Raw genomic sequence first — 15,379 nt, forward strand, 5'->3', positions numbered from 1 at the left:
CGGCTCCCGACGCCGGACGCGACCACCGCCTCGCGCGTGTCCCGATGGACGTCCTTGCGCATCGCCGGTCCGCGTTGCGTCACGAACCGTTGTGCAAGCGTTTTCATCCGATGCCCTTAGAATCGCTCGCGTGAAGGCCATCCGAACGTTCACCGTCCGCCCCGTCCTCGCCGAGGCCCTCGCACCTCTCGATCGGCTCGCCGCCAACTGGCGCTGGTCGTGGAGTCGTGCGACACACGCCCTCTTCGCGTCGATGGACCCCACCCTGTGGGAGTCGATCGGAGAGAACCCGGCGCGCATGCTGGGCGCGCTCGGACAGGATCGCCTCGACGAGCTCGCCCGCGACGAGGACTTCGTGCGCCGCGTGCGCGAAGAGGACGAGCGCCTCACCGCCTACCTCGACGAGGACCGCTGGTTCCAGCGCCTCGAGGGCGACAAGCCGGTGCACATCGCCTACTTCTCCCCCGAGTTCGGCGTCGACGGCTCGCTCCCGCAGTACTCGGGCGGCCTCGGCATCCTCGCCGGCGATCACCTCAAGAGCGCGTCCGACCTCGGCGTGCCGCTGACCGGCGTCGGGCTGTTCTATCGGGCCGGCTACTTCCGCCAGTCGATCGGCGATGACGGCTGGCAGCGCGAGAGCTACCCGCTGCTCGACCCGTACGGACTCGGACTGACGCTTCTCCGCGATCGCGAGGGCGCGCCTGTCGAGATCGCGCTCCAGCTTCCCGGCGACCGCGTCCTGCACGCGCGCGTGTGGATCGCCGACATCGGGCGCATCCCCCTGCTGCTGCTCGACTCCGAGACCCCCTCCAACTCCGACGAGCTGCGCAAGGTCACCGATCGCCTCTACGGCGGCGGCGGCGAGCACCGGCTGCTGCAGGAGCTGCTCCTGGGCGTGGGCGGCGTGCGCGCCGTGCGCGTGTGGTCGGAGCTCACGGGACGACCGGCGCCGGACGTCTATCACACGAACGAGGGCCACGCCGGCTTCCAAGGTCTTGAGCGGATGTCGGAGCTCATCACCCACGACGGGCTCGACTTCGACACGGCGCTCGCGCAGGTGCGGGCCGGGACCGTCTTCACGACCCACACGCCGGTGCCCGCCGGGATCGACCGCTTCCCGCGCGACCTGATTGCCGACTACCTCGCGACCGGACTCTTCGCGAACCTCGACGCCGGACGCGCGATCGCGCTCGGACTCGAGACGTGGGAGGGCGGCGACCAGGGCGTCTTCAACATGGCCGTGCTCGGCCTGCACCTCGGGCAGCACGCCAACGGCGTCTCGGTGCTGCACGGCGAGGTCAGCCGCGGCATGTTCGGGATGCTGTGGCCCCGCGTCGATGTGGACGAGGTGCCGATCACCTCGATCACCAATGGCGTGCACGCGCCGACGTGGGTCCATCCGGCGCTGAAGGCGCTCAGCGAGCGCGTGTGGGGCGACGCTCTCACCGACACGCACGACTGGAACGACCGCGGCGCCGTGAGCGACGCGGAGCTGTGGGGTGTGCGTCAGCAGATGAAGGGCGAGCTCGTCGCCGAGGCGCGACGCCGGGTGGCGGCATCCGTCACGAACAGCTCGGCGATCGTGCCGGCGTGGATCGACGACCTTCTCGACCCCGAGGTGCTCACGATCGGCTTCGCCCGCCGCGTGCCGACCTACAAGCGGCTCACGCTGATGCTGCGCGACCCCGAGCGGCTCACCGCGCTGCTCACCGATCCCGAGCGCCCGGTGCAGATCGTCATCGGCGGCAAGTCGCACCCCGCCGACGACTCGGGCAAGATCCTGATCCAGCAGCTGGTGAGGTTCAGCCGCGACCCCAAGGTGCGCGGCCGCATCGTGTTCCTGCCGGACTACGACATCGGTCTCGCGAAGGGCCTGTACCCGGGCTGCGACGTGTGGCTCAACAACCCGCTGCGCCCGCTCGAGGCGTGCGGTACGAGCGGCATGAAGGCGGCGCTCAACGGCGCGCTGAACCTGTCGATCCTCGACGGCTGGTGGGACGAGTGGTACGACGGCCGCAACGGCTGGGCGATCCCGACGGCGGACACCGCATCGAGCGACGAGGAGCGCGATGACGCCGAGGCGGCGGCGCTGTACGACCTCATCGAGCACCAGCTCGTCCCGAAGTTCTACGAGCGCGAGGGCGGCGTGCCGGTGGCCTGGCTCGACATGGTGCGCCACACCATGACAGACCTCGGGCAGAAGGCGACGAGCGACCGCATGGTCCGCGACTACGTGCAGCGGCTGTACGTCCCGTCGGCGGCGCACGATGTCGCCCTGCGTGCCGACGGCTTCGCGGAGGCCAGGGCCGTCGCGGCCTTCGTCGCACGCGTGACCGAGGCCTGGCCCCGCGTCGTCATCGCGGGCGTGGACTCGTCCGGCATCCCGTCGCAGGCGCAAGCAGGCGACGCCCTCGAGGTGAGCGCTGCCGTCCGGCTCGACGGGCTCTCGCCCGACGACGTCGCCGTCGAGCTCGCCTACGGCCGCACCGACGAGGACGACGCCCTCGCGCGCGATCACTCGGTGCAGCGCCTCCAGCCGGCGGGCCCGGCCGTGGACGGACTCACGACGTTCACGGGCACCCTGCCCCTGACCGTGACGGGAACCTTCGGGTACACCGTGCGGGTGGTGCCGGCGCATCCGCAGCTCGTCTCGCCCGTCGAACTCGGGCTGGTCGCGTACCCCTCCTGATCCGCGTCCGTCTCGGACGGTCGCGCTGAGCGAATATCGTTGATCCGTGAAGCCGTTCGTCCTCCTCGCCACGCGGGCCGAAGACGTGCCCGCCGACGAGGAGTACGCGCTGTTCCTGCGCTACACCGGTCTCGATGAGCGCGACCTGCTGCGAGTGCGGCTCGAAGCCGGCCCGATGCCCCGGTTCGATCTCGACGGGATCTCGGGCATCTTCGTCGGCGGCGGGCCGTTCAACGCGTCCGACGCCGACGAGACGAAGTCGGCGGTGCAGCATCGGGTCGAGGCGGAGTTCCAGGCGCTGCTCGACGAGGTCGTGGCGCGCGACTTCCCGTTCCTCGGCGCCTGCTACGGCATCGGCACGCTCGGTGCGCACCAGGGCGCGGTCATCGATCGGACGTACCCCGAGCCCATCAGCGTCGTCCCCGTGACGCTGACCGAGGACGGAGCATCCGATCCTCTTCTGGAGGATCTGCCGCGAGAGTTCGCGGCGTTCGTCGGGCACAAGGAGGCGATCACCGCGCTGCCGTCGTCGGCGACGCTGCTCGCCTCGTCGCCCGACTGCCCGGTGCAGATGTTCAAAGTGCGCCAGAACGTCTATGCGACGCAGTTCCACCCCGAGCTCGACGTCGACGGCATCACGACGCGCATCCACGCCTACGCCGGCTACGGCTACTTCGCCGCGGACGAGCTCGAGCTGACACTCGCGGCGGTCCGCCGCGCCGCGGTCTCGCACCCGAGCCGGATGCTGCGGACCTTCGTCGAGCGCTTCTCGCGCTAGCGGCGCGTCAGCCGTCCTTCGGGTCGGACTTCCGACGGGCTTTCGCGGCCGCAGCCTGCGCGAGCTCCAGCTCGCCCGACGCGACGCGGAGGGCGTCCTCCGCGCGCTTGACGCGACGCGCCTCGAAAGTGGTGGCGCCGTACTTCTCGCGCACGCGGTCCTCATCCTGAGCGACGGTCACGATGATCCAGGTGGAGGCGAGGAGGATCACCTGCGCCGACAGGTTGAACCACAGCAGCAGCGCGATGAGCGCGGCGAACGATGCGAGCAGCGGGTTGCTTCCTGCGCCCCGCACGAACAGGCCCGACAGCTGCTGCAGGACGGTGAGCCCCACGCCTCCGATGAGCGAACCCGCGATGAGCGTGGCCGGGCGTGCCTTGACGGCGCTCAGCACGACGAAGGCGAGAGCCACGATCGCGCCGTCCAGCAGGAACGTGGCGCCGATGGCGAGAACCTGCGTCGCGAGGTCGCCGACCCACGAGTCGGTGCCGAACCAGTCCCCCACGACGCCGATGAACGTCGTGCCGTAGAAGGTGACCGCGGCGGACAGCACGAAGCCGCCGCCGATCGCGAGGGCGAGCAGCAGATTGCGCAGGATCACCCAGATCCAGAACACGTCGTCATGGATCTCGTCGGCGAGCGTCCGCAGCGCAGCCCGCAGCGACCCGATCGCGCCGATCGCCGCACCGACCAGGGCGACGAGCGACAGGATGCCGGTGAGCGTGAAGCCGACGGGCTGGATCTGGTCGACGTCGATGATGCCGTCCGTGCCGATGAGGCCGGGGATCGCGGCATCCACGGTGTTCACGAGGGCCTCGAGGGCCGCCGGATTCCCCTCGAGCCACAGCGCCGCGAACGAGAACCCCAGCAGGACGGCCGCGAAAACCGAGAACAGGGCCCGGTAGGTGATGCTGTCCGACAGCATCGGTCCGCGCCGTTCCAGGTAGTGGAACCACACTCGTACCGCCCGCAGCGAGAGTGCCCAGGCGGTGAGCTTCGCGATGAGGTCGGCCATACGGTCAGGCTATCCGCCGCGAACGCCGGAAAAGTCGGGGTTGACGAGGCATTCCCTCGTGGTGCACTTGGGCAATATCATGGCGTCGGGGCGTCATGTGACGAAAGTTGGGGAAGGGACGCAAGTGAATGGGCTGGCGCAGACATTGGTGACCACCGGAGTGGTGGACGCCGAAGAGATCTCCGCCATGCTCACCGATGACGTCGACGGCACGCAGCTGCGCCAGCGACTGGTCGCCGCGCACCTCGCGACCGAGACGCAGATAGCTCAGGCGGTCGCGATCCACAGCGGCTATCGGTACGTCGACCTGTCGTCGGAGACTCTCGACCCCGAGATCGTCGCGGTCGTCGCGCCGACGCTCTGCCGTCGCTACCACCTCATCCCGATCTCCCGCGGACGCCGTCAGCTCGTCATCGGAATGATCGACCCGACCGACCTCATCGCACTCGACGACGTCGCCACCGCCACCGATCTCAACATCGTGCCGGTCGTCGTGGCCGCCGACGCCCTCGCCGCCGCGTTCAGCCGATTCCTGCGCTCCGACGAGGAACTGAGCGACCTGTCCGAACAGATCGGCGAGATCGCCGCCGCCGACGGGGCCGGCAGCACCGAGGTCCTCGAGGAGCAGGTCGACGACGCACCGGTCGTCCGCTTCGTCAACCTCCTCATCACACAGGCCATCAACGACCGGGCCAGCGACATCCACATCGAGCCGGGCGAACGCCAGCTGACGGTCCGCTATCGCATCGACGGCGTGCTCCACGAAGTGCAGAAGGCCGACCGCTCGATCCAGGACGGCGTCATCTCCCGCCTGAAGATCATGGCCTCCATCGACATCGCGGAGCGCCGCAAGCCGCAGGACGGCCGGCTCTCCGTGCTGCACGACGGGCGGCAGGTCGACCTGCGCCTCGCGACGCTGCCCACCGTGTGGGGCGAGAAGATCGTCATGCGCATCCTCGACAACTCGGGGACGGCGATGGAGATGTCGGACCTGCGGTTCTCCTCGATCAACGAGCAGCGCTTCCGTACGGCCATCACCCGCCCGCACGGGATGGTGCTCGTGACGGGCCCGACGGGATCGGGCAAGTCCACGACCCTGTACACGGCGCTCAACACCGTGGCCAACTCGCGGATCAACGTGATCACGGTCGAGGACCCGGTCGAATACCGCATCGCCGGGATCAACCAGGTGCAGGTGAACCAGCGCGCCGGCATGACGTTCCAGGCCGCGCTGCGGTCGATCCTGCGCTCCGACCCCGATGTCGTGCTCGTCGGCGAGATCCGCGACCAGGAGACGGCGACGATCTCGATCGAAGCGGCTCTCACCGGCCACCTCGTGCTGTCGACCCTCCACACCAACGACGCTCCGAGCGCGCTGACCCGTCTCATCGAGATCGGCTGCGAGCCGTATCTCGTGGGCACGGCCCTGTCAGCCGTGGTCGCCCAGCGCCTCGCGCGACGACTCTGCACGAAGTGCCGCGAGCCCCACGTCGAGAGCCGCGAGACACTCGCATCCGTCGGTTTCCCGCACGACCCGAACGACCTGCCGCAGCTCTACCGCGCGGTGGGGTGCGGCACGTGCTCGGGGACCGGCTTCCGCGGGCGAGTGGCGCTCCACGAGGTGATGACGATCAGCGAAGGCCTCGAGCTTCTCGCCGTCGCCCGCGCGACGGGCACCGCGATGCGCCAGCTCGCGCTCGACGAGGGCATGGTCTCGCTGCGCGACGACGGGTTCTCGAAGGTCGCGCAGGGGGTCACCACGATCGACGAGGTCTTGCGCGTCGCGGTGTGACGTCCGGCGCCCGGTCGCCGTCGGCGTGTCGGTGACTCAGCCGAGATCGGTCACTGCTGCCCGAGCTCTCCGTAGATCGAGAAGATCGGCATGTAAAGCGAGATGACCATGCCGCCGATGATGAGCCCGATGCCCACGATGAGGATCGGCTCGATCGACGCCGTGAGCTGTTCGGTCGCCGTCTCGACCTCGTTCTCGTAGAAGTCGGCGATGCTCGTGAGCATGTCGGCCAGCGTGCCCGACTCCTCGCCCACCGCGATCATCTGGGCGACCATGGGCGGGAACACTTGCGCCTTGGCGAGCGGAGCAGAGAACGATCGACCCTGCTTCACGGACTCCTGGATGTCGCGCACGGCCTGCTCGATCTTCCAGTTGTTCGACGCCGAGCCGACGATCGACAGCGCCTGTACCAGAGGAACGCCGGCGTCGAGCATCATCGAGAGGTTGCGCGAGAACCGGGCGACGGCGATCTTCGTGGCGAGCGGACCGAAGACCGGAAGCTTGAGTTTCCAAGGGTCGACGACCTTGCGCACCTTCTCTTCTCGCCCATTGCGCACCCACCACAGCCACGCCGCGATGCCGAGGACGATCGCCACCGGCAGCATCCACACCATGTTGTTGGAGAGCGTGACCAGGATCTGCGTCGGAATCGGCAGCGCCGATCCCATGCTCTCGAACATGCCCTCGAAGACCGGGACGACGAACGTGATCATGGCGATGACGCCGAGGATCGCGATGACGAACACGATGATCGGGTAGGTCGTGGCGGACTTGATCTTGCCCTGCAGCTCAGCCTCACCCTGGTAGGTCTCAGCGACGGTCGAGAGCGACTGACCGAGGAATCCACCTGTCTCTCCGACACGGACCATGCTGATCATGAGGGGCGGGAACACCGCCGGGTGCGCGGCGAGAGCGACCGAGAACGACGAACCCGACTCGACGGCCGCGTGCACTCCCACGAGCGCGCTCTGGAGCTTCTTGTCCTCGGCCTGCTCGATGAGGATCGTCAGCGTGCGCATGAGCGGGAGTCCGGCATTGATCAGACCCGCCATCTGCTTCGCGAAGACCGCCAGCGTGCCGACCTTCACCCGTCGCTCGAAGCCGGGAATCGAGATGTCCCGATTCAGGCCGGTCTTCGACGCCAGGGTGACTTCGAGCGGAGTGAGTCCCTGCGCGCGCAGCTTCGCCGTGACAGCGTTCTCGCCGGCCGCCTCGAGCGTGCCTTTGACGATGGCACCCCCGTTCGCGTCGACGGCGCGGTAGGTGTATTCCTCCAAAAGCGCCATCAGTAGCCCCAGCCGTCGTTCACGCGCTCACCCGAGTGCAGCGCCCAGGCCTCCGCGTCGAGCTCCCGCGGCCGCACTCTGGCATCGTCGAGCGAGGACGGGTCCATCGCGTACGACTTGGCGAGCGACATCGCGATGCTCCCGTTCTCCACGAGCCGTCGCAGATCCTGGTCGAGCGTGTGCATTCCCAGCCCGCCGCCGGCCTGGAGCATCGTGTAGATCTGGCTCACCTGGCCCTCGCGGATGAGGTTCGCGATCGCCGGGGTGTTGATGAGCACCTCGGTCGCGATCGCTCGTCCATCGCTCTGCGCCATGGGGAGCAGGGTCTGGCTGATGATGCCTTGCAGCGTGTCACCGAGCTGCGTCCGCACCTGGGTCTGCTGGTCGGGAGGGAACGCGTCGACGATACGGTTGATCGACTTGGCCGCACTCTGGGTGTGCAGCGTGGAGAGGACGAGGTGACCGGTCTCGGCCGCTGACAGGGCGGTGGAGATGGATGCCGGATCACGAAGCTCTCCGATGAGGATCACGTCGGGGTCCTGACGAAGAACGCGGCGCAGCGCCTCCGAGAAAGACGCGGTGTCACTGCCGATCTCACGCTGGTGGATGAGCGACTTGCGGCTGGTGTGCTGGAACTCGACCGGGTCCTCGACAGTGACGATGTGCGCCGGCAGCGTCCGGTTGACGATGTCGATCATCGCGCTCAGGGTCGTCGACTTCCCCGATCCCGTCGGTCCGGTGACAAGAACGAGGCCTCTCGGCTTGAGCACGAGATCGCGCGCCACGTCGGGCACGCCGAGCTGGTCGAGGGTGAACGCCTTGTCGGGGATGAATCGCATGGCCACCGCGACGTCGCCGAGCTGCCGGAACGCATTCACGCGGAACCGGGCGACGTTCGGGACCGAGTACGAGAGGTCCACCTCACCGTGCTGGCGGAATTCCGCGATCTGATCCGACGTCATCAGCGAGCCGATCGCCCCTTCCAGCCAGTTCGTAGGGGTGGGCTCGAGGCTGCCGGGAATCTCGACGAGATCGCCGTCCACCCGCATGAGCGGCGGGTGATTCGCGGTCAGGTGGACGTCGGATGCTCCGGCACGGCCCGCCACCGCGAGCATCGACGGCAGCGAAGTGGAGTCGTACGTCATCTAGTCCTCGATCCGGATGAAGGCCAGCGCGTTGACGATGAGCTGGAGCACGCCGTCCTGGTCGCTGAGCACGGCTGACTCGATGCCGATGAGTCGCGGACCGGCGTCCAGCGCATCGATGAAGGCCGCCGCGGTCGATGCGTCCGGCACCTCCACCGTGATCACCACCGGCACCTGCTGCTGCGGGGAGACGACCTCCGTCGGCGCTTCGCCGCCTGCCGCGCTCTCTTCTGTGGTGTCACCGGATGCCTCGGTCGACTCCGCCTCGGTGGCTGCACCGTCGGCAGGCGCTCCCTCCGCGGGCGCCGCCTCTTCTGCCGCGGCGGTCTCACCGTCTTCCGCGACGGTCACCACCGTGCGGGGGATCCACGTGACGGGGCTTTCGGCGATCACACTGACGACGGTCGCCTTGGCCTCGCCGGCAGCGGCTTCGACGAGCTCGTGCACATCGTCGAGCTGCGGCAGAGCGGTGATCTCGCCCCGGAGGAGCGCGACGGACGCCGTGATCTCGTCGATGCGCGCCTCGTCGGCCCTGAGCTGCTCGACCTGGAGGGCATACATGTCATTGGTCTGAGTCACCTCGTTGACGGCGAGGTCGGTGCTCTGCGACTGGCTGTAGAGCGGCAGCGCCAGCATCGCCACGCCTGCGACCACGATCGCGAGGACGACGACGAGCCCCAGGAGGTTGATGAGCTGTTTCGAGAAGGTCATTGCTCTTCTCCGTTCGCGTAGTCGCCGGTGTACACCGACTGGTCGAAAGTCGTTCGCAGCAGGTACGTGTAGACCCGCGGATCGCCCTCGGACGTCAGTTCCCAGCCGTCCGCATCGATGACGCCGGGAAGCGCACGCACGGAGCGGATGAGCGGGACGATCTCGACCGGGGTGCTCGTCGCGAACGTCATCGTGCCGATCACGCCGACCTCCCCGGCGGGATCCTCGCCCACGGGGATCGCGCCCGACGTCAGGTCGAAGCCCGAGATCACCACATCGTCCGGCAGCACGCTCGCCACGCTTCCGAGGAGGCTCGGCCACGCCAGATCAGACGCCATCGCCTGAGAACGGAACTCGGTGAGCTCCTCCTCGAGCGCGGCCGTGGTCCGCACGTCGGTCAGCGCGGCAAGTTCGCCGAGGAGCACGGTGGTGTCCGCGTTCGCGCTCGCAAGGCGCTGCTGGGCAGACCACTGCATCCATGCTCCGCCCGCGATCGCGAGCGCGACAGCGGACACGGCCGCGATGATCGCCCAGACCCATTTGCGCACCAGAGCGTGGCGCTGACGGCGATCCGTCTCGGTCCGCGGCATGAGGTCGACCCGCGGAGCGCCGCCGAGCGCGTACGCCGGCGGGCTGGCGGCCGCCATCATCGCGCGTCTCCCAGGGCGAGCCCGACGGTCGTCAGCAGATTGAGGCTGTCGTCGCCGACGGGGGGTGTCGAACTGCCGCCGATGATCTCCACGGCGCCTGCATAGGCGACGGGCAGCGGCAGCGTTGCGGCCAGCGCATCCGCCACGCCCGGCGCGGCCGCACCCGCCCCTGAGAGCAGGACGCGTGACACCGGGGCGTCGCCGGAGCGGCCCGCGTAGAAGGAGAGCGTGCTGCGAAGCCGACCGACCAGGTCCGAAAGTGCCGACTCCGACATCCCGACGGGGCGAGCGCTCCGGCCGGCCGACCGACCCCTTCGGACCGGGGCTTCTCCTGACGGAGGCACCGTCTCGAGGACCTCCTCGACGACCGGTGCCGACTCCGGCTCGGCGGCGAGCGAGGCCAGCTCGCGGTTCCGGACGGCGTCGGTGACGATGTCGATCGGAAGGATGCGCACGAATCGCGGAACGCCGGCCTCCACGATCACCACGTAGCTCGTGTGATCACCGAGGTGGAGGGCGGCCACGGTCTCACCGGGGGCGGCGAGTCTCGTCACGGCCCGCGCGAGGCCGAACGGAGCCAGATCGACCACGTCAACCGTGAGCTTTGCTTTCGCCACCGTGGCGATCAGCTGCTCCACGGTTTCCGAGACCGCGGCGACGAGAAGGCCGGAGATCATGTTGCCCTCCTGCGCTGCCGGGTAGAAGTCGAGCACCGCCTGATTGACCGGAACGGGCAGCAGGTCCTGCACCTGGAAGGGAAGGGCCTGCTTCAGGAGGTCAGGGCGCATCGCCGCGGTGGTGTACTCACGGACGACGATCCTGCGACTGCCGATGCCGAGGACCACACGCTTCGAGCGAAAGCCGGCGCGGCTCCACAGCTGCCGCAGCGCGAGCACGACCGCGTCGGTGTCGAACACCTCCGAGTCCTTCGCCGCGCCAGGGGGAAGCGGAACTGTGCCCCAGGCGACGAGGCTCGGCGCGCGACCGGTGGTGACCTCGGCCGCACGCACTCCCTCTTCGGTGATCTCGAGCCCGATGATCGTTTTCGTCATCGCCGACCCCTTCCCTCTGTCATGCGAATTGCGGTCATGAGCCGACCGCCCAGGTTCCGACGTACCACTGCCCGACCGTCTGTCCGGCGAAGATCCCGACCCACGCGCCTGCAAGCATCCAAGGACCGAACGGGATGGCTGTGCGTCGCCCGGCGCGCCGCGTGATGAGCAGGACGATGCCGAAGACACCGCCGAGCAGGAATGCGGCGAAGGCGCCGACGACGAGCGTTCCCCACCCGAGCCACGCGAGATAGATGCCGACGAGCCCGGCGAGCTTGACGTCGCCGCCACCCATGCCCGCAGGCCGGATCAGCCGGAGGACGAAGTAGAAGGCGTAGAGGCCCAGGCCGCCGATCGCCGCACGCAGCAGTCCGGTCCAGTCGGCATCGAGAAGCGAGGCGAGGGCGAACAGCACCGCCGCCACGATGTAGCTCGGAAGCACGATGTCGTTGGGGAGCCTGCGCGTATCGAGATCGATCATCGTCAGAGTGACGCTGATCGCGGCGAAGTAGAGATATGCGATAGTCACCACCGTTGCCGCGGCCGTCCAACTGCCCCCGACAGAGGCTTGCGAAGCCAGCGACGCCCAGGCAACCAAGGCGAAGGCGGCACCGGTTGCCGCTTCGACGAGCGGGTAGCGCGCTGAGATCGGCTCATCGCAGTCGGCGCAGCGGCCGCGCAGCACGACCCAGGACAGGACGGGGACGTTGTTCCACGGCCGGATGGCCGAGTTGCACCCGGGGCACCGGCTCTCGCGCAGCAGCGAGACCTTGGCGGGAACCCGGTAGATCACCACGTTGAGGAACGAGCCGATGACGAGCCCGAGGAGCGCGGCGAAGGCCACGATGAAGATGACAGCAGACCCGCTCACGGCACGTCCCTCTGCGAGACGAGCGCGCCGAGAGTGGTGGTAACGCCGCCGCCTCCGCCGCCGCCGGCCGCCGGGTCGAACCCGGGCAGGTCGACTTCCTTGTAGTCGAGGATCATGCGCGGGGTGCTGTTGCCGCCCCACGCGACGGTGCCCGCGTAGATCTGCCCGTTCCAGCGGCTTCCCCCCGACGACTGACCGATCGAGATGGTGCACGGCGAGTACGCGGCACCGGTGATGAGCGGAGCCATGGCCACGTCACTGAGGACGATCGTCCCGTACCCCGACGCGCAGGTCGGCAATTGATTGACGGTGGCGTCCGGACTGATCAGATGGAACTGGTGGGGCTGCCCGTCGGCGGAGTTGATCTTCAGCCGCTGAGCGGACGCGCTCTTCAGCACGAACGCGATATCGGTCTTCAGATTGAAGGTGACGTTATACATCTTGACGTCCGAGCAGGAGCGGGCGTCGTAGAGAGTCGGCGTCGTCCGCGCGTTGACGATCGCCACGTTCGCGGCGACGTTCTGGAAGTCGCACCCGCCCGGTGCCGGCAGAACGGTATAGCCGGCGCCTGTCCATGCGGTGTCGGCATACGGGAGGTCCGTCCACACGAAGGCCTCGGTCGTCAGCTCATACGGGGTCGGCACGGTGGGAGCAGTCGGCACGACCAGTCCCGTCGCGTTCTGCGTGATTCCCCCGGCTGCGCTCGGCCCGGCCCCCCACGTCGATATCGTGCCTGCGACGCGCAGCGCGCCGCCGATCACGGTGCCGGGGGTGACGCTGTTCGACTGGCCCGCTCGAGTCGACTCGACGGAGCCCGTGACCGACGTCTCCTGGAACGAGCTGAACCGGCCGGCGACCCGAACAGAACCCACCGTCCCCTTGTAGAAGGATGCGTCCGACGTGCTCGAAGTGACTATCGAGCCGACGACGGTCGCGGCGTTGAACTCGATCGCACCACCCGAGATGATCGAGCCGCCGACGCGCGTGGCGGATCCGCTGATCGTGACATTGCCGACCGCGGTGATACCGCCGTTGACCTTGCCGCCGCTATTGACGGTGGCGGTGCCGCGCGCGAAGACGTCGCCGGTGACCGTTGCGCCCGTAGTGAGACTGAATGACCCGAGCGTCACGACCTTGCCGCCGACGCCGACGGCGTTGTTGTTGATCACGATGTTCCCCGACGCCATGAGGTCGCCGCGAATCAGGCACGCGTTGGAAAGGCTCACTGACCCGTTGCGTACGATGAGGTCGCCGTCGACCTCCATCGAGTTGTTGCAGTCGAAGTTGCCCGTGTTGAGGATGATGTCACCGTCGTTCGTCGCGGACTGCACGTCGATCGACGAGACGTTCAGCGATCCGCTCGCAGAGACGAGGGCCCCATCGAGTCCCTGGTATGCCGACGTCACCGAATACACCGCGTTGGTCACGGTGGTGCCGCCGTCTTCGCCGAAGCCGGTCGACGTGATGGTGACCTTTCCACCGGAGCAGCTAGAGCTGACGGTGTAGCGAGGCGCCGACGTCGATGTGAGACCGATCGCGCACACGCCCCCCGCGCGACGGCCCTGCGCGATCGCCTCGGACAGGCCGGCATCGGCGGCCGCGCGCGACTGCACGGTCGTGCGATTCTGTACGAGCATGGATGTCGTGTTGGTGACGATCGCGGCGAGGGCGAGGCCCCCGATGCTGAGCACGAGCATGATCACCAGGACGGAGACGAGCGCTGATCCGCGCTCGTCGCGCTCCGTGTCGGAGCGAAGCATGTTCACCAGCACGCCGTGGTATCCGTTCCGTCGCTGACCGCCTGAGCGGTCACACCAGTCGTAAGGGGGACAACGGCGTCGCCGATCGTCAGACGAAGTCCCATCGTGAGCTCGCGTCCAGTCTGCGCGAACGCGGCACCGCCGGTCAGCGTCCCGGTCCCACCTGTGGACAGCCGCGTCCACGTCGCTGCGTTGCTCGTTGCGAGCGCCGTCGAACTCGCCTTGTAGCGCACATCTCCGTCGCCTTCGAGAAACCATGCCCGGCATTGCCAGCCGGTCGCACCGGTTGCGACCTTTGCGATCAGGCCCCGCCCGGAATCGGTGACCGTGAACGTCGAGGCATTGCGGATCGAGGTGAGGACTGAATTGCTCACGACGCCTGCCTTTCCTGTTGCCGTATCGCGATCGGTGGTCTGTGCCTGCGCCTGGATGCCGTTCGCGAAGAGCATGGCGAGCAGGCCGAGGAAGAGGGCGGCGACGAGGCCGGTGACGAGCACCTCGACGAGAGTGATCCCGTCGTCCGCTTCATGTGCCGCGGTCATGAGCCCGAGACCATGACCTTCGTGGGCACGGTCGCAAGGATCGTGGATGGCTCACCGACGTCGTACACACGCGCGGTCACCGTCACGACGGCGGGGTAGAGAGAGGCACCCGTCGGGCAGGTGCTCACGATCACATTCGCGCGGAGACCGGTTCCGGCCGGGTCCACCAGGCCGGTTCGTGCGTAGGTCGACACGAGGGCGGAGCAGCTGGTGGGTGTGGTCGGATTGTTCGAGTAGGCGGCCCGGATCGGCGCCAGCTGCGCGTTCGCGAAGGTCGTGGCGGCGACGAGGTCTTTGTTCGACCCGCTCACGCGCGTCGCTCCGATGATGAGGGGCAGCACCGCGAGGGCGAGCACCATGAGGAGGAACATCGCGATGATGACCTCGACGAGACTGAACCCGTCGTCTTCCCTGCGAAACATGTCCACCTCCCTCATGCGGGTTTTGGCCAGGGCGACCTCCTGGGGAGAGGTCGCCCTGGCCTTGGAGAGATGCAGTCTGCGCGCTGGGGACGCTCAGCCTGCGCCTCGGACTTCGGGCGAGGAGTTCACGGCGTGCGCTGGGGACGCAACTGCACTGTGACTCGGTCGGAGCCGAAGAGTCGGTTGGGTATGGCCTGATCGAGCGAGCGGCCGGCCGGAGGTCGGGTCCTCCGGCCGACTCAGCTCAGGAGCAGCCGGGGCCCGACTGCTGCGTGGCCACACCGGTCTTGGCGGCGCTCACGCAGAAGCCGTCGAGGGTGCGGTCGGCGCCGACCCAGGCGACGGTGACGCCGTCCTTGCTGAGGTTGGCGAACGTGAAGGTGGCGAGCTCGCCCTGGGCGATCGCCGACGACGCCTGCGTGGCGCCGTTCGCGGCCGACGTCTTGAGGGCGTTCACCTCGGCGTCGCCCTGCAGGTTCATGAAGATCGGAATCGCGACAGCGGCGAGAACGCCGAGGATCACGACGACGACGATGAGCTCGATGAGGGAGAAGCCGGCTTCGCCGTTCTCCTCGCGACGGGCCTTCTCGGCCTCGAGGTAGTTCTTGATGAAGGTGCGCATGGCGGACAGCTTTCTGATCGGATGATTTTGGAAAAACATCCCTG

The 15,379-nt window shown here is 68.1% G+C and carries 14 protein-coding genes; 3 read left to right on the forward strand and 11 right to left on the reverse strand.

Going from position 1 to position 15,379, the window contains the following annotated elements:
* Window positions 1-130: 130 nt before the first annotated feature.
* Both glgP and OL358_RS15585 read left to right on the forward strand, forming a co-directional pair.
* Entirely contained in the window at window positions 131-2,689 is a 2,559-nt protein-coding gene (glgP, locus tag OL358_RS15580) for an alpha-glucan family phosphorylase (RefSeq protein WP_264710970.1), read from the forward strand.
* A gap of 46 nt (window positions 2,690-2,735) precedes the next feature.
* Entirely contained in the window at window positions 2,736-3,467 is a 732-nt protein-coding gene (locus tag OL358_RS15585; protein WP_264710971.1) for a glutamine amidotransferase, read from the forward strand.
* Between the two features lie 7 nt (window positions 3,468-3,474).
* Here OL358_RS15585 and OL358_RS15590 read toward each other — a convergent pair whose 3' ends face one another.
* Window positions 3,475-4,482, reverse strand: coding sequence for a YihY/virulence factor BrkB family protein (locus OL358_RS15590; protein WP_264710972.1), 1,008 nt, complete (start codon window positions 4,480-4,482; stop codon window positions 3,475-3,477).
* Window positions 4,483-4,630: 148 nt separating this feature from the next.
* Here OL358_RS15590 and OL358_RS15595 point away from each other — a divergent pair, with 148 nt between their 5' ends.
* Window positions 4,631-6,274, forward strand: a complete 1,644-nt coding sequence (locus tag OL358_RS15595) for a GspE/PulE family protein (protein WP_264710973.1) — start codon at window positions 4,631-4,633, stop codon at window positions 6,272-6,274.
* A gap of 50 nt (window positions 6,275-6,324) precedes the next feature.
* On the opposite strand, the gene OL358_RS15600 is transcribed toward OL358_RS15595, so the two are convergent.
* The 10 genes from OL358_RS15600 to OL358_RS15835 all read right to left on the reverse strand — a co-directional run bounded on the left by OL358_RS15600 (window position 6,325) and on the right by OL358_RS15835 (window position 15,335).
* Window positions 6,325-7,560, reverse strand: coding sequence for a type II secretion system F family protein (locus tag OL358_RS15600; protein WP_264710974.1), 1,236 nt, complete (start codon window positions 7,558-7,560; stop codon window positions 6,325-6,327).
* The gene (locus tag OL358_RS15605; RefSeq protein WP_319805448.1) at window positions 7,560-8,705 is read right to left on the reverse strand and encodes a type IV pilus twitching motility protein PilT; all 1,146 of its coding nucleotides are present in this window, start codon (window positions 8,703-8,705) and stop codon (window positions 7,560-7,562) included. The genes OL358_RS15600 and OL358_RS15605 overlap by 1 nt, the downstream gene beginning before the upstream one ends.
* A complete protein-coding gene (locus OL358_RS15610) occupies window positions 8,706-9,416 on the reverse strand; it encodes a hypothetical protein (RefSeq protein ID WP_264710975.1) in 711 nt (236 codons plus the stop codon). It abuts the gene before it with no gap.
* Window positions 9,413-10,063, reverse strand: coding sequence for a hypothetical protein (locus tag OL358_RS15615; RefSeq protein ID WP_264710976.1), 651 nt, complete (start codon window positions 10,061-10,063; stop codon window positions 9,413-9,415). Before OL358_RS15615 ends, OL358_RS15610 begins: the two co-directional genes overlap by 4 nt.
* A complete protein-coding gene (gene pilM / locus OL358_RS15620; RefSeq protein WP_264710977.1) occupies window positions 10,063-11,118 on the reverse strand; it encodes a pilus assembly protein PilM in 1,056 nt (351 codons plus the stop codon). The genes OL358_RS15615 and pilM overlap by 1 nt, the downstream gene beginning before the upstream one ends.
* Before the next feature lie 34 nt (window positions 11,119-11,152).
* On the reverse strand, window positions 11,153-11,989 hold the full coding sequence (locus OL358_RS15625) for a prepilin peptidase (protein WP_264710978.1): 837 nt from the start codon (window positions 11,987-11,989) through the stop codon (window positions 11,153-11,155).
* The gene (locus OL358_RS15630; RefSeq protein WP_264710979.1) at window positions 11,986-13,761 is read right to left on the reverse strand and encodes a hypothetical protein; all 1,776 of its coding nucleotides are present in this window, start codon (window positions 13,759-13,761) and stop codon (window positions 11,986-11,988) included. The genes OL358_RS15625 and OL358_RS15630 overlap by 4 nt, the downstream gene beginning before the upstream one ends.
* Window positions 13,752-14,246 carry a hypothetical protein gene (locus tag OL358_RS15635; protein ID WP_264710980.1) on the reverse strand — a complete coding sequence of 165 codons (495 nt, stop codon included), beginning with the start codon at window positions 14,244-14,246 and terminating at the stop codon, window positions 13,752-13,754. Before OL358_RS15635 ends, OL358_RS15630 begins: the two co-directional genes overlap by 10 nt.
* Before the next feature lie 41 nt (window positions 14,247-14,287).
* On the reverse strand, window positions 14,288-14,713 hold the full coding sequence (locus OL358_RS15640) for a prepilin-type N-terminal cleavage/methylation domain-containing protein (RefSeq protein ID WP_264710981.1): 426 nt from the start codon (window positions 14,711-14,713) through the stop codon (window positions 14,288-14,290).
* Between the two features lie 244 nt (window positions 14,714-14,957).
* Window positions 14,958-15,335, reverse strand: coding sequence for a prepilin-type N-terminal cleavage/methylation domain-containing protein (locus OL358_RS15835; protein ID WP_319805449.1), 378 nt, complete (start codon window positions 15,333-15,335; stop codon window positions 14,958-14,960).
* Window positions 15,336-15,379 lie beyond the last annotated feature (44 nt).

This window comes from Microbacterium sp. SSM24 (assembly GCF_025989145.1).
Classification (GTDB): domain Bacteria; phylum Actinomycetota; class Actinomycetes; order Actinomycetales; family Microbacteriaceae; genus Microbacterium.

Excerpts from the sequence above, each read along its gene's own strand:
- OL358_RS15590 (WP_264710972.1), bottom strand. The coding sequence starts at position 4,482 with ATGGCCGACCTCATCGCGAAGCTCACCGCCTGGGCACTCTCGCTGCGG.
- OL358_RS15600 (WP_264710974.1), bottom strand. The coding sequence starts at position 7,560 with ATGGCGCTTTTGGAGGAATACACCTACCGCGCCGTCGACGCGAACGGG.
- OL358_RS15605 (WP_319805448.1), bottom strand. The coding sequence starts at position 8,705 with ATGACGTACGACTCCACTTCGCTGCCGTCGATGCTCGCGGTGGCGGGC.
- OL358_RS15610 (WP_264710975.1), bottom strand. The coding sequence starts at position 9,416 with ATGACCTTCTCGAAACAGCTCATCAACCTCCTGGGGCTCGTCGTCGTC.
- OL358_RS15615 (WP_264710976.1), bottom strand. The coding sequence starts at position 10,063 with ATGGCGGCCGCCAGCCCGCCGGCGTACGCGCTCGGCGGCGCTCCGCGG.
- pilM (WP_264710977.1), bottom strand. The coding sequence starts at position 11,118 with ATGACGAAAACGATCATCGGGCTCGAGATCACCGAAGAGGGAGTGCGT.
- OL358_RS15640 (WP_264710981.1), bottom strand. The coding sequence starts at position 14,713 with ATGTTTCGCAGGGAAGACGACGGGTTCAGTCTCGTCGAGGTCATCATC.
- OL358_RS15835 (WP_319805449.1), bottom strand. The coding sequence starts at position 15,335 with ATGCGCACCTTCATCAAGAACTACCTCGAGGCCGAGAAGGCCCGTCGC.